The organism is Cupriavidus sp. FW305-27 (assembly GCF_058787995.1).
The window spans coordinates 38,655-59,424 of record NZ_JBYTAG010000041.1; the positions used below are offsets into that span (position 1 = coordinate 38,655).

Annotated in this window: 15 protein-coding genes; 4 read left to right on the forward strand and 11 right to left on the reverse strand. The window is 67.7% G+C overall.

Features of this window, described 5'->3' with window-relative positions; genetic code table 11:
• Positions 1–2: 2 nt before the first annotated feature.
• The 9 genes from AC3WRI_RS19960 to AC3WRI_RS20000 form a co-directional block, all read right to left on the reverse strand.
• Complete coding sequence (locus AC3WRI_RS19960) at positions 3–2,609, reverse strand: T6SS effector BTH_I2691 family protein (protein WP_492293899.1); 2,607 nt, start codon at positions 2,607–2,609, stop codon at positions 3–5.
• Entirely contained in the window at positions 2,596–3,510 is a 915-nt protein-coding gene (locus AC3WRI_RS19965; RefSeq protein WP_058698734.1) for a DUF4123 domain-containing protein, read from the reverse strand. The genes AC3WRI_RS19960 and AC3WRI_RS19965 overlap by 14 nt, the downstream gene beginning before the upstream one ends.
• A gap of 8 nt (positions 3,511–3,518) precedes the next feature.
• Positions 3,519–5,993, reverse strand: a complete 2,475-nt coding sequence (locus AC3WRI_RS19970) for a type VI secretion system Vgr family protein (RefSeq protein WP_492293900.1) — start codon at positions 5,991–5,993, stop codon at positions 3,519–3,521.
• Between the two features lie 453 nt (positions 5,994–6,446).
• On the reverse strand, positions 6,447–7,472 hold the full coding sequence (locus tag AC3WRI_RS19975) for a porin (RefSeq protein ID WP_010813380.1): 1,026 nt from the start codon (positions 7,470–7,472) through the stop codon (positions 6,447–6,449).
• A 52-nt stretch (positions 7,473–7,524) separates the two neighbouring features.
• Positions 7,525–8,532, reverse strand: coding sequence for a Bug family tripartite tricarboxylate transporter substrate binding protein (locus AC3WRI_RS19980; protein WP_058698737.1), 1,008 nt, complete (start codon positions 8,530–8,532; stop codon positions 7,525–7,527).
• Positions 8,533–8,637: 105 nt separating this feature from the next.
• On the reverse strand, positions 8,638–9,783 hold the full coding sequence (locus AC3WRI_RS19985) for an acyl-CoA dehydrogenase family protein (protein WP_062804662.1): 1,146 nt from the start codon (positions 9,781–9,783) through the stop codon (positions 8,638–8,640).
• A gap of 43 nt (positions 9,784–9,826) precedes the next feature.
• Positions 9,827–11,050, reverse strand: a complete 1,224-nt coding sequence (locus tag AC3WRI_RS19990; protein ID WP_492293902.1) for an acyl-CoA dehydrogenase family protein — start codon at positions 11,048–11,050, stop codon at positions 9,827–9,829.
• Between the two features lie 14 nt (positions 11,051–11,064).
• Positions 11,065–11,754, reverse strand: coding sequence for an enoyl-CoA hydratase/isomerase family protein (locus AC3WRI_RS19995; protein ID WP_492293904.1), 690 nt, complete (start codon positions 11,752–11,754; stop codon positions 11,065–11,067).
• Positions 11,751–12,974: a CaiB/BaiF CoA transferase family protein gene (locus AC3WRI_RS20000; RefSeq protein WP_011616839.1), complete on the reverse strand. Its 1,224-nt coding sequence runs from the start codon at positions 12,972–12,974 to the stop codon at positions 11,751–11,753. The genes AC3WRI_RS19995 and AC3WRI_RS20000 overlap by 4 nt, the downstream gene beginning before the upstream one ends.
• Positions 12,975–13,174: 200 nt before the next feature.
• Here AC3WRI_RS20000 and AC3WRI_RS20005 point away from each other — a divergent pair, with 200 nt between their 5' ends.
• From AC3WRI_RS20005 to AC3WRI_RS20015, 3 genes are all read left to right on the forward strand, one after another.
• Positions 13,175–14,107, forward strand: coding sequence for a LysR family transcriptional regulator (locus AC3WRI_RS20005; RefSeq protein ID WP_010813374.1), 933 nt, complete (start codon positions 13,175–13,177; stop codon positions 14,105–14,107).
• A 222-nt stretch (positions 14,108–14,329) separates the two neighbouring features.
• On the forward strand, positions 14,330–15,583 hold the full coding sequence (locus AC3WRI_RS20010) for an alkyl sulfatase dimerization domain-containing protein (protein WP_454749371.1): 1,254 nt from the start codon (positions 14,330–14,332) through the stop codon (positions 15,581–15,583).
• 9 nt (positions 15,584–15,592) lie between these two features.
• Positions 15,593–16,618 (forward strand): Bug family tripartite tricarboxylate transporter substrate binding protein, encoded by a 1,026-nt coding sequence (locus AC3WRI_RS20015; protein ID WP_011616837.1) that lies wholly within the window; start codon positions 15,593–15,595, stop codon positions 16,616–16,618.
• 58 nt (positions 16,619–16,676) lie between these two features.
• Here the strand turns inward: AC3WRI_RS20015 and AC3WRI_RS20020 are convergent, their stop codons facing one another.
• Complete coding sequence (locus AC3WRI_RS20020; protein WP_010813371.1) at positions 16,677–17,510, reverse strand: universal stress protein; 834 nt, start codon at positions 17,508–17,510, stop codon at positions 16,677–16,679.
• Between the two features lie 291 nt (positions 17,511–17,801).
• Between AC3WRI_RS20020 and AC3WRI_RS20025 the strand changes: the two genes are divergently transcribed.
• A complete protein-coding gene (locus tag AC3WRI_RS20025; RefSeq protein ID WP_010813370.1) occupies positions 17,802–19,811 on the forward strand; it encodes an alkaline phosphatase D family protein in 2,010 nt (669 codons plus the stop codon).
• Between the two features lie 29 nt (positions 19,812–19,840).
• Here AC3WRI_RS20025 and AC3WRI_RS20030 read toward each other — a convergent pair whose 3' ends face one another.
• Positions 19,841–20,770, reverse strand: a complete 930-nt coding sequence (locus tag AC3WRI_RS20030) for a 2-hydroxyacid dehydrogenase (protein WP_492293905.1) — start codon at positions 20,768–20,770, stop codon at positions 19,841–19,843.

Here is a 20,770-nt window from a genome sequence, read left to right on the forward strand (position 1 = left end):
TCCTATTTGACGTCCTTGAGGCCCAGTTGCACGAACTCGAACGACTCGGTCTCCAGGCTGGTGTAGCGTTCGCTGGCGGGTCCCTTGCTGAAACGGCAACGCTTGGCCCACTTGAGCGTCGCCGGGTCGTCTAGTATCAGGATGCCGATGTTCACCGCGAGCAACACGACTAGGAACGGCCAGCTAGGCACCCCAACGAGGAAGGCCAGGAATTCTTCAGTCGCCAGCGGGAGGACGGCTGCTGCGCCTCCGGACATCGCAGAGCCAAAATATAGTATTGAGACTGTCCGGTTTCCCCTCATGCCTTCATCGTAGGCATGGTACGCATCCCATCCCACCCCAACTGCAGCCCCGGCAAAACCAATCCAACGCCCTCTGACAGCCAGCTTCTTGCCCATTTCCAGCCATTCCGCCTTCGGCGGCGAGCGCATGATGCGCCGGACAATTACGTGCGTCGGCGCCTTCTCCAGCACGACGCCAGTCTGCTCGGCAAGGGTCCCGGCCATGGACACCAGGCCGCCGACCAGCTTGATTCCTCTTTCGGGTTCGTCGAACTCGCCCGCTGCGCGGAACGATTGCGTGGCGTGATAGAGTGCCAGTCCCTGCAGGATGCAGGCGACCGCCCCGACATTCACGAAGCGTGAACCCAGGACCGCCTTGACTTGCCGCACCCCAGGCACGTCATTGGCGGTACGCAGCTTGAGGGCGCTCAGTTCCGGAATGCGCTCCAGGTCCTCTGTCTTGAACCACACCAATCTGGCGGTTTGAGCCATGCGCTTGGCCGCGCGTCCGAGTGCCACGGCGTCCTCGCGCCGTCGGGTGCGGTCCAGTTGCTTGTACAACTCCGGATTCACTGTGGAGAGATCGTTCAGCACGACCGCGCGGATTTGCATGACGCTGGCCGTCGGGGCGATCAGGCGCACGCCGCCTAGCAGGCTCATCCCGTACAAGGCGAGCCTGGCCGATGCCGAACTGAAGCTGTTTGCAAGGGTCGGGATGATCTGGTCGGCCAGTATCCAGGTCAGGCGCGGTACCAGGCCCATCTTCGCTAGGGCTTCGGGAAGAGTGAGGCCCTTTGCCATGGAGTCCATCTTGTCGAGACCGCTCTTCAGGATGCCGAAGATGGCAGCATAGCCCTGGTCGGTCGGGTCCGGCACCGTGTCGATGATGGGCTTGTGGTCCAGCAACAGGGCGCGCGCAAGCAGATTGCTGTGGTTCTCCGGATTCGCCTCGTTGAACCAACGCTGGATGACCCGACGGCATTCCACGGTGTCGAGCGCGTTCTCCAGGCAGCGCGTCAGGGATTCGTTGTAGACATAGCCGTGCGGCAGGTCCATCTTGTCATGCCGGTATTGCATGTAGGAAGCAAGCTGAGGACTCATGAGCCACTGTGCGAGCGAGGTCGCAATGGGTGCCAGCACGTCCTCGTTGAGGGCCTTCAGTCTGGGACTCAGGTCCTGGTGGCGCTTGCCTGGCGTGAGTTCGTCTTCGTAGGGTTTCCAGGCGGCGTCACTGGCGGCTTTCTTGCGGGCAAGTCGCGTGGCTTCACGCTCCGCATCTTCGCGCTTCCATCGCTCGGCCGTCGCTTTTCCATTAAACAGAACCGACATGAGTTCGTAAGCCGGAAATCCATCCGGCGTGGTCTTCATGCGCTCAGCCTCGGCCGCCGCGGCCTCCGCCTCTTTCGTGTGCTGCGCCTCGGCGTTGGCCCGGATGTTCTTTTCGAGCGTATCCAGGAACAGATCTGTTGCCTTGTCCCAGATGACGCCGTTGTTTGCCTTAGCGTGCAGCTTGGGATTGGTCAGGATGCCCAGGTCTTCAGTGATTGCGAGCGGATCATTGAACGCCAGCATCATCGCCTTGCCGGGGGACACGATCTCCATCCGATCCGCAAGCATCGAACCGCTTATGGGGCCAATCGGAGCAATCTCGCCCAGGTTAATGGTTCCGGGTGGTGTGGCGCTCAGATGCCGGAATGCTTGTTGCTGCGCTTCGGGCGTCATGGCGAACGATGCCACGCGCTTGTTGATTTCCGTCGCGCGGCCGGCGTGTGGCTGGTTCTGGTTGCCCATCCAGGCGGCCACGTCGAGGCATTGCATATGAGCCCTGCGCACATCGACTTTGTGCTTGTTGTCGTTCAGTTGGGCCTTGGTCCAGGCCACATGCGAATAGGCGTACCAGACACGCGTCGCGTGCGCGGGATCGGGAATGGTGAAATACAGGGATTCAAGGCTGTGGTGCGAACTAACACAGCAACTGAACGCCTCCGGGACTTTGGCTGGGCCAGGATTCTCCGGTATGACCTTCCACAGGTGACCGCCCTTCATGACCACATAGGCATCCCACATTTGCATGGCTTCATGGAAGACGTACAGGAAGCCGGGGCGCATCGTGCGAAGGATGTACTGCACCCCGCTGCCGAGCTGGGCAGGGGCGTTCTCGATCCTGAAATTCCCTGAGAGCGGCGGCGCCCCGTTCTTGTCCTCGGGTCCGACGACGGCGTACCGGACCGGCAGCACGGCCAAGCCGGGCGCATGATGGCAAAAATTGCACGCCTTCACCGGTTTGGATGAACATTCCAGCGTGCTGTCAACCTTATACATGACCATGGTGGCGTTCCGATGAGATTTGCCTGGCGTGCTGCGCCATGATTTTCATGAGTTCCCAGTCGTCGCTGGACAGCGATCCCAGTGCCTGGCGCAGCGTCATTTCGCCTGCGGCCACGGCGGGCCATGCGGCCTGCAGTTTCGGTTGGTCTTCGAACGGCTGCCCAAACGCCGCGACGTGTGTGGCGTAGTGACGGCGATCCGCCGGCAGGGTCAGATGCAGCACTTCGTCGGCGTGCCGCAAGGCGCGGTCCACTGTGCGGGCCTGTGCCAGGGACGGCTTGTTGCGCCCGGCAATCCGTGTCAGGACCTGCGCAATATCGGCGGTTTGCTCGACGGTGGGCCACTGCCTGGCGTCTGGCCACCAGGGTCGCGGCAACGTCGGCGGTGCCTCCGCCAGCGTCGGTCTGGCGAACTGGTACCAATCGCCCGCCCAGGCGAAGCCCCACGACTCGCTCGGGCCAAGGAGCGCATGGAGTTGGACGGGACGCAGCAGCCACGTCATGTGCGCAAATACGCGAGGGTCGTAGAAGCGCCACAGCGCGTGTCCGCCGGCATGGTCGGTACCGGTGAGGCAGGACGCCAGATGGCTGCTGACTTCCTGGACAGGGGCGACGCTCTGCAGCCACGCGCAGATGAGGGGCGGATCTCCACGCGCGGCTTCATCCTGGGCCACGTTCAATAGCATCTGCCGGTCTGCCGGCGACACGGTGGCCAGCTCTACCACGGCGGGCATCAGGTGTGCGTTGTCGCCGATGCCGGCGGGCAAGCACTGATGTAGCGTCAGGGCAGACAGATCCGCGAGGGTGGGATCGTGATTTAGCGGATCGAGCACCAGGTAACCGTCGCCCCAGGCCTGCGGCCAGGGCAGTTGGGTCAATGGGTTGCCGATGGGTGCGGCCATGTTCGTCCTCAATGCAGAGGCACGGCACCGGCGCCGGATGCCGCCGCTCCCGCCGCCAGGTGCGAGCAGATCTTGGTGGTGGGCATCGTATAGGGAGCATTCTTTGGCCCGGTGAGCGACTTGCTGGCCGAGAACACAATCCACTTGCCCGTCGAAATGTTCTCGATGCCCTCCGGCGTGATGCGCAACTCGTTGCCTTCGACATTGACCCGAACGCCTTTCTTGCCGCTGATCTCCACCCAGTCAGTTGTGGACAGCAGGCGCAGCACCTTCTGTGCGATCACATCGACGTCATCCGACTGGGCCTGCACCTCCACCTTGCCCTTGGCCGAATACAGCTTGATCCCGTCGCGCTGGACGAAGAGCGAGAAACGGTCGCTGATCGTGGCGTACATGCCACCGCCGCAGGAGAATGAGAGGTGCTGGCCGCTGGTCAGCGCAATGTGTTCGCCGCTGTAAAGGTGCGTGGATCCCGGCGCGGTGGTGGCGATGCCCGCCCGGCTGGCAACGGTGATGTGCGGCTCGGTGAATTCCCCCAGCTTGCCGCCGCCCTTGACCGCATCGGCCTGGCTGCGCAAAGTCTTGGCAACCTCCTGCTGCTGCCCGGTCTGGGCCTGGGCATTGACCGCGCTCTGGGCGAGCGAATCCGCCAGGGTCAGGGCTTCCATGAACACATGGATGACATCCTCCACGTTCATGGCGTTGCCCTCGGCCCGTTCGCGCGGGTAGGTGGTTAGCAGCATGCCCAACGCCGCGCGTAGCGCGGCATGTCCATCGGTGCGCGCCTCCAGCCCCTCACCACGCTTGTCGCGGCGTCCCTGCACGTCAGGAATGCCGGTGATGTACCCCATGCTGATCTGCGACTGCAGGTGGTCCGATGCGAGCTGCGCCTGGATTTGTCCCTTGGTGTCGTCCAGCACCAGGTGGTTACTACGACCACCATCGTGCTCGCGGCTGCGAATGCCGGTGAGAGCGAGCTGGTCCGGCAGCTGCCATGGCGGCATGTTGAGGCTGTTCGGCACCGCCCCCATCACAATGGGCTTGTCCGGATCGCCGCCGTCCAGGAACATCACCAGAACTTCGCTGCCGATACGCGGGATGCTGATCTGGCCGTACTGTGAGCCCGCCCACGGCGTGGCCACGCGCACCCAGCAGGACATCTTGTTGAAGCGGTCCCACGGAAACTGGACGCGGACGCGCCCATACTGATCCGGCCACACGACATGGCTGTCTTCCGGCCCGACCACGGTCGCGCTTTGCGGCCCAGCGACCACCGGCCACGGGATGCTCAGCGCCGGACGGAAGACCTCATGGGTGGGGTGGCACTCGAACTCGACGCGGCAATGCCAGCGCTGGCCCTCGCCGGAGGCCTCGGCCACGTCTTCCAGCCTGAGGTTGGCGCCAAGCACCACGTACTCGCGGTTGGCCGCCTGCTGGGGGTGTCCCTTCACGTTCATGGTGCAGCCTGGCACCACCGCGCGCAGGTTGCCGGTGCCAAAGCAGCGCAGGCCACGCGAACGGATTTCCTCCATGCGGATGCGGGCGATCATGTCGCCTTCGTCCCACGGGCGGTTGTCCGTGGCCGGCTGGGCATGCTCGCTGGGGAAGTCGTACACCTCCTGGTGCAGCGCGCCAGTGTTCAGGCCCGTGTCCCGCGGGTCCGAACTGCTGGCGCTCAGGTTGCCGCGCGGCTGGGTGAAGCTGTAGGCATTGGTCGTGTACTTGCCTGCGACCACGGCATCGACAACCGAGAACGCATCGAGGTGTTCCTGGTCGACCCTGACGCCAGGCGGATGGATTTCCAGCACCTGGTACGCCTCGCTCGGCATGCTGAAATAGCCACCGACGTGATCGACCAGAACCAGGCGGTGCTTGCCGTCAGAATGTTCGAAGAACCACGATATGCCCCAGTGCTGCATGAGGCGGGCGATGAAGGTGTAGTCGCTCTCGTCGCACTGGGTGCGGTAGACCCGCCTGGGGTATTTCGCCACGTCGAGCCTGCGCTCAACCGGAAAGGAGTATGCAGACAGGACCTCTTCGATGATCTCGATGTCGGTGCGGTTCTCGAAGACGCGGCTGTTCCGGTTCTGGGAGGCGATCCACAGCCAGGGACGCAGGGTCAGTCCGTAGACAAAGTGCCGCCCTTCGGCGCGCAGGTAGCGGGCGCGGTCCACTATGCCGCTGATCTCACGCGTGCCGGCACCCACGCCGCCTGCCATCCCGGTGCCCATGCCATCCAGTTCGATGCGAACGGTCAGCTCGCGCCCGTTCATCTCGCGCAAGTCGAAGTTGCCTTCCGGGCCGTGGAAGTTGTAGGCCTTGTCCGGCGTCTTCAGTTCGATGTCGTATTCGAACAGGCCGCAGACGCCTTCCTTGCCATCCAGGCGTACGAAGGTAAAGGGGGACTGTCCGAAGAGTTCCGGCAACGCCGGACCAGACACGGTGACGGTGCGGGAGGAAAGGAACGGCGGTCGGTTATCCAAGTGCAGCACTCCGTAGCGTTGAACTTTCTCTTGCCGCAGAAGCACCAGTGTTCCGGTGCTTTGCTTCTCGCGTCATTTGCATGACCGTCAAGAAGATGCGTTCGTCGCGTACGGTAGCCGTTATGCGTTGAGGAAGGAAGGTGGATTATTCAGATATCGCCATTGTTTTCGATTGAATGAGAATTCCAATAGAAATTAAGGGATGTCCTATATCAATCTCGTATCGCCATGATCTATAGGGTCGTTCCGTGCGATTTCGTTCGCCTTGTGAAGCGCGAAGAGTAAGCACAAAGGAAAATGACCCGACACGAGCGACAGCCCGGGATGCGTTCTGGAGATTGGCGCCCTCCCCCACTTTGCGGGGAGCGCCACGGGACAGGTGGCAGCCCGCCCCGGGTCTCCGTAGCCTCAGCCGCTTGGCCTCAGCGCCGCATGAACGGGCAGCAGTCCGTTTCAGAACCGATGCCGCAACCCCACGCTCACCGACTTCGCATCATCCCCGCTACCCGGATCGATCACGATGCTGTTGTTGCTCACGCTGCCGCCAGGGCTGTTATGCACCAGCACCGCCCGCACATAGGCGGTGGTGCGCTTGCTCAGGTCATGGTCCCACCCCAGCGTCACCGCCAGCGGCCGCTGGCCGCCGCCCAGGATCTGGCGCTTGAGTGCGGCGGCCTTGAAGGTGTCGCGCTGCGTCACGTTCCAGCTGAAGGTCACGCCGTAGTGGCGTGCCGAGCGGGTCTCGGGCCGGTCGCTGCTGGCGGCGCTGTACAGCAGGCCGATTTCCACCGGCTTGAAGCGATAGGAGCCGCCGACGAAATGGTTGGAAGTCAGCGTCGGTTCCACCGGCACGTTGGCGCCCGAATACATCCCCTGGTAGGAGTAGAACGCGTAGACGTTGCCGGCCTCGTAGGTCGCATTCATGCCGAAGTTCAGCCCTGAGCGCGCCGACCCCGGCACCTCGCCCGGCGCCACCGCTGCGCCGAAGGAAAAGCCGCCCCACTTGGGCGAGAAATACTGCACCGCGTTGTCGAAGCGGGCGCCGTAGGCCACGTGCCCGGTGCCCTGTGATGCGGTCGCGCTCAGCAGGTTGAACGGCGACACCGCGCCATTGAGCAGGAACGGATCCAGCCGCAGCAGCGCATAGAACGACGGCGTGTACTGCCGCCCCAGCCGGAACTCGCCCCAGTTGCCCGACAGGCCCAGATAGGCCTGCCGCCCGAACAGCCGGTTGTTGCCGAAGAACTCGGTGCCGTTGTCGATATTGAAGCCCGACTCGACCAGGAAGTTGGCCTTGAGCCCGCCGCCCAGGTCCTCGATGCCGCGGATGCCCCAGCGCGACGCGGCCTGCTGGCCTTCGCGCATGCGCACCACGCTTTCCGAGCCCCTGGCGTATTCGATCGATGCATCGACCACCCCGAACAACTGCATCGTGCCCGCCACGGCATTGCCCGCGGCCAGCGCCGCACCCATCACCATCCACTGTCTTACCTTCACGCTGCCTGTCTCCCGTTGTTGTTGTGGTCCAGCCTTACTTCGCCTGCAGCCCCGCCACCTTCACCACCTCGCCCCACGCGGCCAGGTCGGCGCTGACCAGCTTGCCCAGGTCGGCCGGGCTCGACGGCGCGGCCGGCTGCAGGTTCATGGCGGTGAATTTCTCGCGGTCGCCCGGTGTCTGCAGGATGCGATTCACCTCGGCGTTGAGCCGGTTGACGATCGGCGCGGGCAGGCCCCTGGGGCCGAAGATCGCGACCCAGCTGGCTTGCTGGAAGGGCACGCCCTGCTGCGACATGGTCGGCACGTCCGGAGCCGTCAGCAGGCGCTCCGGTCCGGAGACCGCAATGCCCCGTATGCGGCCGGACTTCAGGTGCGGGACCGACGAGATGGCGTCGGTGATGCCGATGGTGACGTGGCCCGCGGCCAGGTCGTTGCTGCACTGGGTGGCGGTCTTGTAGGGGATATGGCGCAGGTGGATGCCGGTCTTGGCCTTCAGGTATTCCATGGCCAGGTGGCCGCCCGAGCCCACACCCCAAGAGCAGTACGCCAGTTCCGTCTTGCTGGCCCTGGCGTAGGCAATCAGCTCCTGCAGGCTGTGCACCGGCACATTGGCGCTGACCGCGAGCAGGTTGCCGCCGGGCTGGCTGGGGCGTGCGATGGGGGTGAAGTCCTTGATCGGGTCATAGGGCAGCGACGGCGTGGTCCACGGGTTCACCGTCATGGTCGCGGCATAGGTGAACAGCAACGTGTAGCCGTCGGGCGCGGCGCGCGCCACGGTCTCGTTGGCGATGATGCCGTTGGCGCCGGGGCGGTTGTCGACCACCACCGGCTGCCTGAGCGCGGCGGTCAGGCGCTCGGCCACCAGCCGTGCCGTCTGGTCGGTGACGGTGCCCGCGCCCGAGGGCAGCACCATGCGGATGGGCTTGCTGGGGTACGGGGCCTCGGCGTGCGCGCTGGCGGCGCCCGCCAGGGCCAGCGCCGCGGCCAGGGCTGCTGTGCGCGTGGCACAAGCCCTGCGGGCGCCAGTGTGCTGGCTGCTCATATTGCTGTCTCCGTTGCGGCGCATTGGCCGCGCATGCCGGTGCGTTGCCGGCGTGTCATGGGTGGGCGCACCGGGCAGCGGCCCGGGCGCCCTGGCTGAACCGGCTCAGGCTTGCGCCTGCGCCGCGTGATCGAGTGCCGCCAGCCGTTCGTAGTGCCAGTCGGCATCGCCGAACAGGTTGGCGTGGGCTGCCAGGCGCTTGTAGCAGTGGCCGATTTCCATCTCGTCGGTCATGCCCACCGCACCGTGCAGCTGCACCACGTCTTCGCCGAGCGCGCGCCCGGCATCCGAGACAAAGGCCTTGGCATGGGATACCGCGCGCATGCGCGCCACCGCATCGCCATGCAGGGCGTTGGCCGCCAGCTCGGTGATGGCGCGTGCCTGCTCGACGCTGACATAGAGGTCCACCAGCCGGTGCCGGATCACCTGGTTGGCCGTCAGCGCGCGGCCGAACTGCTCGCGCGTCACCAGGTAGTCGCGGGTCAGGTCGAACGCGCGCGACATGGTGCCCACGGCTTCGGCGCAGGCCATCACCGTGGCCTGGTCGATGGCGGCTTCCACCAGCGGCCAGGCGCCGTCCACCGGGCCGATGCGCGCGCTGTCCGGCACGGTCGCGCGGCGCAGCGTCACGCTGGCGGTCTGGCGGCCGTCGTAGGTCGGCAGCGCATCGACGCTGATGCCGCGCATGTCGGCCGGCACCGCGAACAGTGTCAGGCCGTCGCGGTCGCGGCGCTGGCCGCCGCTACGCGCCAGCACCAGCAGCACCGCGGCGCTGCCGCCGCCCAGCACCAGGGTCTTGCGGCCGTCCAGCGTCCATTGCCCCGGCTCATGCTGTTGCGCGGTGGTGCTGATATCGAAGGCGTCATAGCGTCCCTGCGTTTCCCATGCGGCCAGCGCCAGCATCGCGCCACCCTCGGCCATCGCCGCCGCGATCGCGGCGTGGGCGGGATCGCCGCAGGCGGCCAGCAGCGGCGCGCACAGCGCGGCATTGGCCAGCCAGGGCTCGGCAGGCTGGGCGCGGCCCAGTTCCTCGGCCAGCAGGGCCTGGTCCGCGGCATCGCCCAGGCCGCCGCAGGCTTCGGGCAGCCCCACGGCCAGCCAGCCCATTTCGGCAAACGCCTGCCAGTGCTTGCGCGAGAAGCCATCGGGCTCGGCCAGCGCCGCGCGGCGCTGCTCGAAGCCGTAGCCGCGTTCGACATAGCGCCGCACGCTTTCCTGCAGCATGCGGCGATCGTCCGTTGGATCGCTCATGTGTTCAGTTCCTTGTCCTGGGTTGCGGGCACGATTGGAGCCACTACAGGCCCAGCACCTGCTTGGCCAGCAGTTCGTGCTGGATCTCGCTGGAGCCGCCGGCAATGGAGTAGCCGCGGGTGACGAAGCGGCGCGCCGATGCCGCCGCGGCGTACGCCGACTGTCCCGCTTGCGGCACGGCGGGCTCGAAGTGCGCGGCGCGGTCATAGGCCAGCGTGTCCGGCCCCAGCGCATCGACCGCCAGGTTCTCGATGTCCTGGATCAGCCGGCTGCCCAGCAGCTTGAGCATGCCGGTCTCCGGCCCCAGCGTTTCGCCGGCGCGCGCCCGCTTGCGAAAGCGCAGCACGGTTGCAGCCAGCGCTTCGAGCCGCACCTCCAGCGCGCGCATCCGGCGTGCAAACCACGGGCGCTGCGACAGCGGCTGGCCGCCCTCCTCCAGCTCGTTGCCGATGGCGCGCACCTTGGCCAGGCGGCGGCGGTTCTCCGCCACGCGCGCCAGGTTCAGCCGCTCATGCTCGAGCAGGGACTTGGCGATGGTCCAGCCGGCGTTCTCCTCGCCGACGAGGTTCTGCACCGGCACTTCCACCTCGTCGAAGAACACCTGGTTGAACAGGTGCCAGCCATGGATGCCCACCAGCGGCCGCACGCTGACGCCGGGGCTGCGCATGTCGATCAGCAGGAAGCTGATGCCCCGCTGCGCGCGCGCCTCGGTATCGGTGCGCACCAGGCAGAAGATCCAGTCCGCGTACTGCGCGTAGGAGGTCCAGATCTTGCTGCCGCTGACCACGTAGACCTCGGTGCCGTCGGGCCGCGTCTTGCGCACCGCACGCGTCTTCAGCGAAGCCAGGTCGGAGCCGGAGTTCGGTTCGGAATAGCCCTGGCACCACCAGTGCTCCTGGTTCAGGATGCGCGGCAGGAAGTACTGCTGCTGCGCCGGCGCGCCGTAGCGGATCAGGATCGGGCCGATCATCTCGAAGGTGATGCCGCCGCTCTCGGGCGCGTGCGCCAGCACCAGTTCTTCCTGGAATGCGGCGCGGCGCTCGGCGCTCCAGTTGCAGCCCTGCCATTCAGCCGGCCAGTGCGGCGCCAGCCAGCCGCGTTCGGCCAGCCGGCGCTGCCAGTCGACCAGCTCTGGCTTGCTGAGTTCCAGTCCGAGGCGGACTTTCTCGCGCACGGCATGGGGCAGCGACCGGGCGACGAACTCGCGCACCTCGCGGCGGAAGTCCTGCAGCGACGCGTCGTCGTCGGTGGTGATGGAATCTGTCATGGAAATATCGGTCCTCAGGAATTCTTGTCGCGCGCAGCAGATGCCATGCGCCTCGTCGCGGCGCGCATGCCGCCCTTGATCGCAGCCACGCCATCAGCCGGAAAACCCCCGATGGTGGCGGCCAGGCCGCGCGCGCGGTCCAGCACCTCGGCGTCTTCGACCAGTTCGGTGGCAATGCCCAGGCGCAGCAGCTCCGGCGCGGGCACGCGGTCGCCAAGCAGGCACAGGCGCGCGGCCACGGCCTCGGAATGGCGCAGCGCCAGCCAGTCGGCATTGCGCGGCGCGGCCATGCCCAGGCGGATCTCGCCGATCTGCAGGAAGGCCCCGGCGCCGCACACCAGCAGGTCGCCGGCCAGCGCCAGCGCCGCGCCGCCGTTGATGGCATGGCGCTCCAGCGCCACGATCCATGCCTTGCGGCTTTGCAGCAGGCCCAGGTGGACGCGCTCCCAGAGCGGCGCAAACGCGGCCAGCCCGCCGCGCTCCGGCTGCAGTGCCTGCAGGTCCAGGCCGGAACAGAAGGCGCCGTCGGCGCCGCGCAGCAGCACGGCGCGCACGCTGTCGTCGGCGGCCAGGGTCTCGATGGCGTCGCCCAGCGCGCGTGCCAGCGACATGTCGACGGCATTGCGGCGGGCCGGGCGGTTCAGCACCACCTCGGCCCAGCCGGCATGGCGCTGCAGCAGTACAGGGGATTGGGGGGTGTTCATGCGGGCTCCTGTCGGGCTTGTTCCACGCCGATCGCGCCGGCGCGGGCCATGGTGTGAATCTCCGCGGCGCTGAAGCCGAGCTCGGCCAGCACCTCGGTCGTATGCTGGCCGAGGCGCGGCACCGCGGGCATCGCGCCTGCCGGCATGCTGGCCATGGTGAAGGGCAGTCCCGGCAGCTCCAGCTGGCCGCCCTCGCCGTCGTCAACGGCTTGCAGCACGCCACTGGCGCGCACGTCGGGGCTTGCGTTGACCTGGTGGTAGTCGCGCACCACGCCCACCACCACCTGGTGGCGCTCCAGCAGCGTGCGCGCGGCGTCGCCGCTGAGGTGGCGCATGGCGTCGTGCAGGATGGCCAGCAGCGCCGGGCGGTTCTGCACGCGCAGCGCGTTGCAGGCAAAGCGCGGATCGTGCGCCAGCGCCGGCTGGCCGATGGCCTCGCACAGGCGCGTCCAGTGCTCGTCGAGATAGGCCGACAGCACGATATGCCCGTCCGCCACCGCGATCACATCCGCGGCCGGCGCGGCCTTGGGCTGGCTGTTGCCGCTGCGCACCGGCAGCGCGCCGGAGCACTGGTACTCGGCCCACAGCTGGGCCTGCATCTGCACGCCGACCGACAGCAGCGAGGTCTCGATGGTCTCGCCGGCGCCGGTGCGCTCGCGCCGGAACAGCGCCGCCAGGATGGCGTTGCCGGTCGCCAGCGCGGTGGCCGCGTCGATCAGCGCAAAACCGGCCTTCAGCGGCTGCCCGCCGGCCTCGCCGGTGACGGACATCATGCCGCTCTCGGCCTGCGCGGCAATATCCAGCCCGGGGCGCGTGCGCGACGGCCCACGCGTGCCGAAGCCGCTGATGGAGGCATGGATCAGGTCGGGACGCGCCGCGCGCAGCGTGGCGGCGTCCAGCCCCAGCGCTTCCATCACGCCGGCGCGGGTGTTGTGCAGCACCACGTCGCTGGCCAGCGCCAGCCGCCGTGCGGCGTCCAGCCCGCCGGGCGTGCGCAGGTCCAGCGCTATGCCGCGCTTGCCGCGGTTGTAGGCCAGGTACATCGGGCTCTGCGGGCTGGTGCCGTCAAAGCGCCGCGCGCTGTCGCCGCGCAAGGCCTCCACCTTGACCACGTCGGCGCCCAGGTCGGCCAGCATCATGGCCGCGCCCGGCGCCGCGATGAACTGCCCGAACTCCGCCACGCGTATGCCTGCCAGCGGCAGGTCTTGCCGGTTCGTCATGCGATGCCACTCCTCGAAGATGCCGGCGCAGCCGGCGGTTTGCGACGATGTGGAGCGATCATGCGTTGGCACGGCGCATCACGGCAGATGCTAAAACTGCCTCGGTGCAAACCAATGGTTAGCACCCTGGGGTTATCCCGAACCCGCCGGAATGCCGCTATGCTGTGCGCCCAGTGCGTCGTTTGAGTGGAGCCAAATCCATGCGTCTGAGCCAAGTCCAGGACTTCATCGCCGTGGCCGAGCACGGCAGCATCCGCGCCGGGGCCCGTGCGCGCGACGTGTCGGCACCGGCACTGACCAAGAGCATCCGCCAGCTGGAAGAGGAGCTGCATGTGCCGCTGCTGACCCGCACCACCCGCGGCGTGGTGCTGTCGCGCTACGGCGATGCCTTCCTGCGGCGCGCGCGGCTGATCGCCACCGAGGCCCGCAAGGCCAGCGAGGAAATGGCGCAGATGCTGGGCGCGCGCAACGGCGTGGTGCGCGTCGGCACCACCCGCGGCCCGGCGCATGTGCTGCTGCCCGCGGTGGTCAAGCGCTTTCGCGTCCAGCACCCCGACGTGCTGGTGTGCATCGACAGCTGGGGCTACCCGACCCACCTGGACGAACTGCGCTCGGGCGTGATGGACATGGCAGTCAGCCCGGTCCCGGATGAGGGCATCGAGCGCGAATTCACCTGCGAGCCGCTCTACAACAACGACTCGGTCGTGATGGCGCACCGCGAGCATCCGCTGCGCAACGCCCGCAGCCTGCGCGAACTGATCGGCTCGGACTGGATCCTGACCGGCCAGCGCATGCACGGCCCGGGCGCCGCCATCCTCGATGCCTTCCGTGAACGCGATCTGCCATTGCCGCGCGTGGCAGTGCGCTGCGACACCATCGGCATGATCGAGCACCTGATGCAGGACCGCCACCTGCTGTGCATGCTGCCGCGCCAGATGGTGGCAGGCCGGCTGGCCGCCAATGGCCTGGTGCCGTTGCCGATCGAGGACAAGCTGCCCAGCCACACCGTCAGCCTGATCTACCGCGCCGATTCGCCGATGACGCCGGTGGCGGCGCAGTTCGCCACCTTGCTGCGGCGTGAAGTCCACTATCTGTCCAACCTGCCTGACAGTCCGCTGCGCCGACTTGACTGAAGGCAGCCGCTACCGCAGCGCGCGCCGGCGGGGAACTCCCTGCACCCGCGCGGTGCTAACCAGCGGTTTACACATGAAATTCCAAAACCTCCGCCGGGCCGCACCGGCGCTTGGTTTGCGGCCGGTTCGCCGCATGCCGGCGGGATTTTCCCCAATCCCCGGGATGCCCCTTCTTGCGTGACAGTTGCGCTGGACGCGACCTGGTTCGCAGAGGAGGCAAGCATGCAGGACATTGAGGACCGGCCGGCCGCACTGGTCACTGGCACCGGCATCGAAAGCGTCGGCGACGGCGTGTGGCTGCTGCACGGACAAGGGCAGAGCTTTGTCGCCGACGTGGGCGGCGGCCTGCTGGTGGTCGACAGCGGCCCCGGCGGGCGCGTCACGCGCGGCATGATCGAGGCGCTGCGCACGCAGACCGGGCTGCCGGTGCTGGCAGTCTGCTACAGCCACGGCCATATGGGCTACAACGCCGGCCTGCAGCAATGGCTGGACCACGCCGCCGCGCGCGGCGAGCCCGCGCCACGGGTGCTGGCCCACGTCAACGTGCTGGCGCGGCAGGCGCGCTACCGCGAGACCCAGCGCATGCAGGAGCGCATGGCAGAGATCCAGTTCCGCCAGCCGGCCGGCGCGCTGGCGGGAAAGCTGGTCCACATCGAACCCACCGAGACCTTCGCCGATGGCCTGACCCTGGGCCGGGGCGAGCGCCGCGCGGAAATCCTGTGGGCACCGTCCGAGACCGACGACGCCGTGGCGGTCTGGCTGCCGGGCCGGCGCCTGCTGTACGGCGGCCCCGCGGTGATCGATTCGATCCCGAACATCGGCACCCCCTTCCGCACGATGCGCGACACCGTGCGCTGGGCCGATACGCTGGAACGCTTGGCCGGCCTGCAGCCGCGCACCGTGGTGCAAGAGTTCGGCGCCACGCTGCAGGGCGAGGAAGAATGCCAGCGCGTGCTGTGCCAGACCGCCAGGGCCCTGCGCTGGCTGCGCGCGGAGGTGGTGCGGCTGATGAACGCCGGCTGCAACGAACGCCAGGTGCTGGCCGCGCTCAAGCCGCCGGCGGACCTGTTCGACCAGCCCTGGATGCGCCCCACCTATGGCGACCCCAGCTACATCGCGCGCGACATCTACCGCTCTGAGAACGGCTGGTGGGACCGCAATGCCACCACGCTGCATCCAGCCGCGCCTCAACAGGCGGCCGCCGAGATCGCCGCGGCCGTGGCCGACCATGGCGCACTGATCCGCCACGCGCAGGCCCTGGCCGCGCGCGGCGACACGCAGCTGGCGCTGCACGTGATCGACGTGCTGGCGCTGGCGCCCGATGAAACGCCCACCGTGCGCGAGGCCCGCCAACTCAAGGCCGCCTGGCTGCGCCAGCGCGCCACGCAGATCCGCAGCTATGTGTCGCGCAGCCTGTACGGCGCGGCCGCCGACGCGCTGGAAAGCGACGCGGCGGACAACTTCGGCATGCACTAGGGAGACGCCATGCCCCGAGCAATGAACCCGGCTCCGACGGAACTGCCTGGCAACGCCGCGCGCCGGCGCGACGTGCTGCGCGCGCTTGCCGCACTTGGTCTTGGTGCTGCGGCCGGCCCGCTATGCGCCAGCAATGCCTGGCCCGCCAAGCCCATCCGGCTGGTGGTGCCGGCCCCGCCCGGCGGCGGCACCGACCTGTTCGCGCGCGCGCTGGCCGCATCGCTCGGCAAGGCGCTGGGCCAGACCATCGTGGTCGACAACAAGCCCGGCGCGACCGGCATCATCGGCAACGATACCGTGGCCAAGGCCAGCCCCGACGGCTACACGCTTCTGTTCACCTATGCCGCCACGGTGGTGATCAACCAGACCCTGCAGCCCAGGCTGCCCTATGACGGCCTGCGCGACCTGTTGCCGGTGGCGCAGGTCGGCGCGGGCGGCAATTTCCTGGTGGTGACGCCGGACTTCCCGGCGCGCACGCTCAAGGAGCTCGTCGCCCACGTGCTCAAGCGCCCGGATGCATACGACTACGGCTCATGGGGCATCGGCTCGGGCGGCCACCTGACCATGGAAGCCCTCAAGATGCAGACCGGCATGAAGCTGCGCCACGTGCCGTACAAGGGCGTGGCGCAGATCCTGACCGACATGCAGGGCGGCGTGGTCAAGGTGGCCTTTGTCGATACCTCGTCGTCGCTGCCGCTGATCCGCGCCGGCAAGCTGCGCGCGCTGGCCATCAGCGGCACGCGCCGCGCGCCGGCCACGCCGGACGTGCCGACCATGACTGAACAGGGCTACCGGTTCGATACCGACAGCTGGTATGGCCTGTTCGCGCCGGCCGGCACCAGTGCCGCCATCGTGCAGCGGCTCAATGCGGAAGTGACCCGCCTGCTGGCTGACGCGCCCATGCGCGAGCGCTTCCTGCAGCTGAACATGGGCATGGCGCCCGCCAGGAGTGCCGAGCAGTTCGCGCAGACCGTGCGCGACGACGTGGGCGTGTGGGGCAAGGTGATCCAGGCCAACCACATCACGGTCGACTGAAGACCACCGGGGGGCGCCGCGCTGGAGGGGCTTGCCGCATGAACCCTGGCGCTGCGCTTCAGTGCGAGAACAGCACCGGCACCGTCATCGACTCCAGCACCACCCTGGTCACGCCGCCCAGCACCAGCTCGCGCAGCCGGCCGTGGCCGTAGGCGCCCATCACGATCAGGTCGGCACCAAAGTCCGACGCTCGCGACAGGATCAGCTCACCGATGGCCAGGTCGCCACCGCCCGGGCCGTGCTCCACCTCAACTGCCACACCCTGTCGCTCCAGCACGTGCACGGCATGGCTGACCGGAGTGGCATCGGCACGCGGCTCCCTGGCGGCATGGGCGCCCAGCACCCGCGCGCGTGCCCCGGCCATCAGCGGCAGCGCGTCGTGCAAGGCACGCGCGGCCTCGCGGCTGCCGTTCCAGGCCACCAGCACGCGTGTGCCCACGGTGGCGAAAGCGCCGGAACAGGGCACCACCAGCGCCGGCCGGCCGCTCTCAAGCAGCAGCGCCTCCAACAGCTGCCGCGCCACCGGGCCTTCAGCGTTGTCGGCGTCATACTGGCCGGAGACGATCAGGCCGGCCTCGCGCGCCTCGCGCAGCGCCAGTGGCACCGGATCGCGCTCGACGGTGCGCCAGTCGCAGGCAACCGCCAGCTCGCGCGTGGCGGCCGCGAAGGCACAACGCATGTTCTCGCGCTGCAGCCGGCGCCGCTCCTGGTCTTCGGCCAGGCAGCGCTGGGCATTGTTCATGCGGTAGAACCAGCTGGGGTCTGGCACGCGCCCGGCCAGCAGGCCGATCAGCGGACACTGGCTGGCGGTGGCAAGGCGTGCCGCAACCTGCAAGCGCTGCATGGCCTGCCGGTTGCCGTCGAGATGGACCAGGATGCTGTCGTACGCCATGATGCCCTCGCGTCCGAATCTTTTGCTTCCAGTCTAGGCCGCGTCGCAGGCAATGCATGCCGACTTGCCGATCGCGCCAGCAACGGTGGTGCGCGGTGCGCCAGCGCCGGCACGAACCAGTCGACTTCCTCCTATATCGATGTCGGAACCTCACCGACGGCGAGCGTGCAGGCCAGCCACTAGTATGCATTCAGCAACCAGCACGCCCCCACGAATCCTGGTGCCGCAAGCGGCATCGTGGCCGCGGCTGCGCGCTGCGTGGACCGAGACCGCAAGCACAGGAGGAGCGCCATGGACCGCCGACAGTTTCTCAAGTGGGGAAGTTTCCTGACCGTCACCGTTGCCACCGGCGGGCTGAGCGCCTGCGGCGGCGGCGACGACCCGGAACCCGACACCGGCAATCCGGAAAATTTCAATTTCGTCCATGGCGTCGCCTCGGGCGACCCCAAGCCCGACAGCGTGGTGGTATGGACGCGGGTGGAAGGCAGCAATGGCAAGCGGCCGGTGGTGGTGCGGCTGCAGGTGTCGGCGCAGCCTGACTTCCCGCCGCCGAGCCTGCTGGTCAATCAACCGCTGATGGCCCTGCCGGACTGGGACTACACCATCCGCAACAAGGTCACGGGCCTGAGCCCCGGCACCCGCTACTACTACCGCTTCCTGCTGGGCAACCGCCCCAGCACCGTCGGCCGCACCCGCACCGCGGCAGCGGCCGGCACGCCCTTGTCACAGCTGCGTTTCGCCTTTGTCAGCTGCCAGGACTGGAATGCCAACCACTGGGCCGGCATGGAAGAACTGGCGCAGCAGGACCTGGACTTCATCGTCCATGTCGGCGACTACATCTACGAGGCCGTCCCGGGCGGCTCGCGCGCCGGCAATGTGGAGGATCGCCACGGCGTGCTGCAACTGCCCAATGGCACCGCGCTGCCGGACGGCAGCGTCTACGCCACCACGCTGGACGACTATCGCTACCTGTACCGCAGCTATCGCACCGACGCGCGCCTGCAGGCCCTGCATGCCGCGTTCCCGATGATTGCGATCTGGGACGACCATGAATTCTCGGACAATTGCTGGCAGGACCGGCAGACCTACGACTCCGACGACGACCTGACGCCGCGCACCGCGCGCCGGCGCGCTGCCAACCAGGCGTGGTTCGAGTTCATGCCGGCCGATGTCAGCCTGGACGTCAACAACCCGTCGTTCCAGAACATCCAGATCTATCGCTCGTTCACCTTCGGCAATCTCGCCACCCTGCTGATGACCGACGAGCGCCTGTACCGCGCCGACCACATCATCTCCGAGCAAGCCACCGGCCGCGCAGTCGGCGCCCTGTACTTCGTCCCGGCCGAGACACTGGCTGCGGCCGAAGCGCAGAAGATTGCCGCCGCCGGCGGCACGCTGACACCGGTGTCGATGCTGGGCGATGCGCAGCGCGCGTGGTGGCAGGACCGCGTCGGCGCCGACGCCACCGCGTGGAAGCTGTGGGCCAACCAGTTGTCGCTGTTGCGCATGCAGGTGGATGTGATCCAGGCGGTGGCACGGCTGATCGCCAGGGCGCTGGTGCTGGCCAACAATTCCCTGTCCTCGCTGGAGAGCGCCATTGCCAATGCGCTGGCCGACGACCTGCGCGCGGCCAAGACCGCCGGCACCTATGCCAACCTGGCCTACACGGCGCTGCGCAATGTACTGGCGCAGATCGGCATCGACAGCGCCACGTTCGATGCCAACATCAAGCCGCTGATCGAAAGCCGGTTGCCGGCCATCGCGCTGCTCGACCGCTTTATCCTCAATGCCGACCAGTGGGATGGCTACAACGCCGAGCGCAAGAACCTGATGGCGTTCCTGAAGAACAACGGCGTGCGCAATGTGGTGGCGCTGAGCGGCGATATCCACGCATTCTTTGCCGGCCAGGTGATGGACGACTACGATGCGGCGACGCCAGCGCCGGTGATGGTGGACCTGGTCACGGCCGGACTGTCGAGCAACTCCCTGCTCAGTTCATTCCGCTCGATCGTCGACAACGACCAGGCCTTCGCCGCACTGCGTGAACTGGTCTACAGCGACGTGGGCGGCACGGTGGTGAACACCTTCGACACCACCTTGCGCACCTTCAACGCGTGGCTGCGCCATGCCGACTCCAACGCCGAGGGCTACACGCTGGTCACCCTGACGCCCGAGAAGCTGAGCTGCACCTTCCATACGCTCAAGCCGCTCGAGGGCGGCACGGCGCCGGCGCTACCTGCCACGGCGAGCACGCGGCTGCTGGAGGTGGCGGCGGGAACCGCGGATGTAAGCGTGACATAGCCACCCGGACGGACCGGCACGCCGGGCGCTCAGTAGCCCGCTTGCCGGTCCACCTGGTTCAACAGTTCACGCCCGTCGCGCGCGCGCCGCAGGTTCTCGATGCATTGCCGCGCCACCAGTTCGTACGAGGGGTCGGCCGCGATATGCGGCGTGGCCTCGATGCGGGGATGGTTCCAGACCGGATCGTCCGCCGAGGGCGGCTCCTTGGCGAACACATCAAGCGCCGCGCCGGCAAGGTGGCCTTCGTCGATCAGTGCGACCAGGTCTGGCTCGACCACATGCTCGCCACGCCCGACGTTGATCAGGAACGCCCCCTTGGGCAGCCGCGACAGCGTCTGGCGGTTCAGCATGCCCTCGGTGCGCGGCGTCAGCGGCAGCGTGCAGACCAGGATGTCGCTGTGCGCGAGCATGGCATCCAGCCCGTCGTCGCCGGTGAAGTCGGTCACGCCGGGCAGATGCTTGGCGCTGCGGCTCCAGCCGCTGACCGGGTAGCCGATGGCGGCAAACATGCGCGCCACCTCGCTGCCGATCTCGCCCAGCCCCAGCACACCCACGCGGCAGCGCGACACATCGCGCCCCGGGTGGCGCTTCCATTCGCCGCGGCGCTGCTGTTCGGCGTACCGGCCGAGCGCGCGGGTATGGCGCAGCGCCATCGCCAGCACGTAGTGGGCGATGCCGGCCTGCTGGCCGGGATCGACGATGCGCGTGACCGGCATGCCAGGCGGCAGGTCCGGCGCCGCCAGCAGCTTGTCGACGCCCGCGGTGGCAGCGCAGACCAGCCGCAGCTTCGGGTAGGCCGGCAGCACGCCGGGCTTCAGGCCCCAGGCGATGATGGCTTCGACCTGTTCCGCGACGGCGGCCTCGCGGCCGTTCCACACGGTGATGTCCGGCGCGGCTTCGCGCAGCGCGGCAGTGATGGGAACCGCCATGAACGCCGGCAGGTGAACGAGGATGGCCAT

Bases quoted from the DNA above. Each gene is read 5' to 3' on its own strand.
- AC3WRI_RS19965 (WP_058698734.1), bottom strand. From the start codon at position 3,510: ATGGCCGCACCCATCGGCAACCCATTGACCCAACTGCCCTGGCCGCAG.
- AC3WRI_RS19990 (WP_492293902.1), bottom strand. From the start codon at position 11,050: ATGACAGATTCCATCACCACCGACGACGACGCGTCGCTGCAGGACTTC.
- AC3WRI_RS20005 (WP_010813374.1), top strand. From the start codon at position 13,175: ATGCGTCTGAGCCAAGTCCAGGACTTCATCGCCGTGGCCGAGCACGGC.
- AC3WRI_RS19995 (WP_492293904.1), bottom strand. From the start codon at position 11,754: ATGAACACCCCCCAATCCCCTGTACTGCTGCAGCGCCATGCCGGCTGG.
- AC3WRI_RS19960 (WP_492293899.1), bottom strand. From the start codon at position 2,609: ATGGTCATGTATAAGGTTGACAGCACGCTGGAATGTTCATCCAAACCG.
- AC3WRI_RS20000 (WP_011616839.1), bottom strand. From the start codon at position 12,974: ATGACGAACCGGCAAGACCTGCCGCTGGCAGGCATACGCGTGGCGGAG.
- AC3WRI_RS19985 (WP_062804662.1), bottom strand. From the start codon at position 9,783: ATGAGCGATCCAACGGACGATCGCCGCATGCTGCAGGAAAGCGTGCGG.
- AC3WRI_RS19980 (WP_058698737.1), bottom strand. From the start codon at position 8,532: ATGAGCAGCCAGCACACTGGCGCCCGCAGGGCTTGTGCCACGCGCACA.
- AC3WRI_RS20010 (WP_454749371.1), top strand. From the start codon at position 14,330: ATGCAGGACATTGAGGACCGGCCGGCCGCACTGGTCACTGGCACCGGC.
- AC3WRI_RS20025 (WP_010813370.1), top strand. From the start codon at position 17,802: ATGGACCGCCGACAGTTTCTCAAGTGGGGAAGTTTCCTGACCGTCACC.
- AC3WRI_RS20015 (WP_011616837.1), top strand. From the start codon at position 15,593: ATGCCCCGAGCAATGAACCCGGCTCCGACGGAACTGCCTGGCAACGCC.
- AC3WRI_RS20020 (WP_010813371.1), bottom strand. From the start codon at position 17,510: ATGGCGTACGACAGCATCCTGGTCCATCTCGACGGCAACCGGCAGGCC.
- AC3WRI_RS20030 (WP_492293905.1), bottom strand. From the start codon at position 20,770: ATGGCCATCCTCGTTCACCTGCCGGCGTTCATGGCGGTTCCCATCACT.
- AC3WRI_RS19975 (WP_010813380.1), bottom strand. From the start codon at position 7,472: ATGGTGATGGGTGCGGCGCTGGCCGCGGGCAATGCCGTGGCGGGCACG.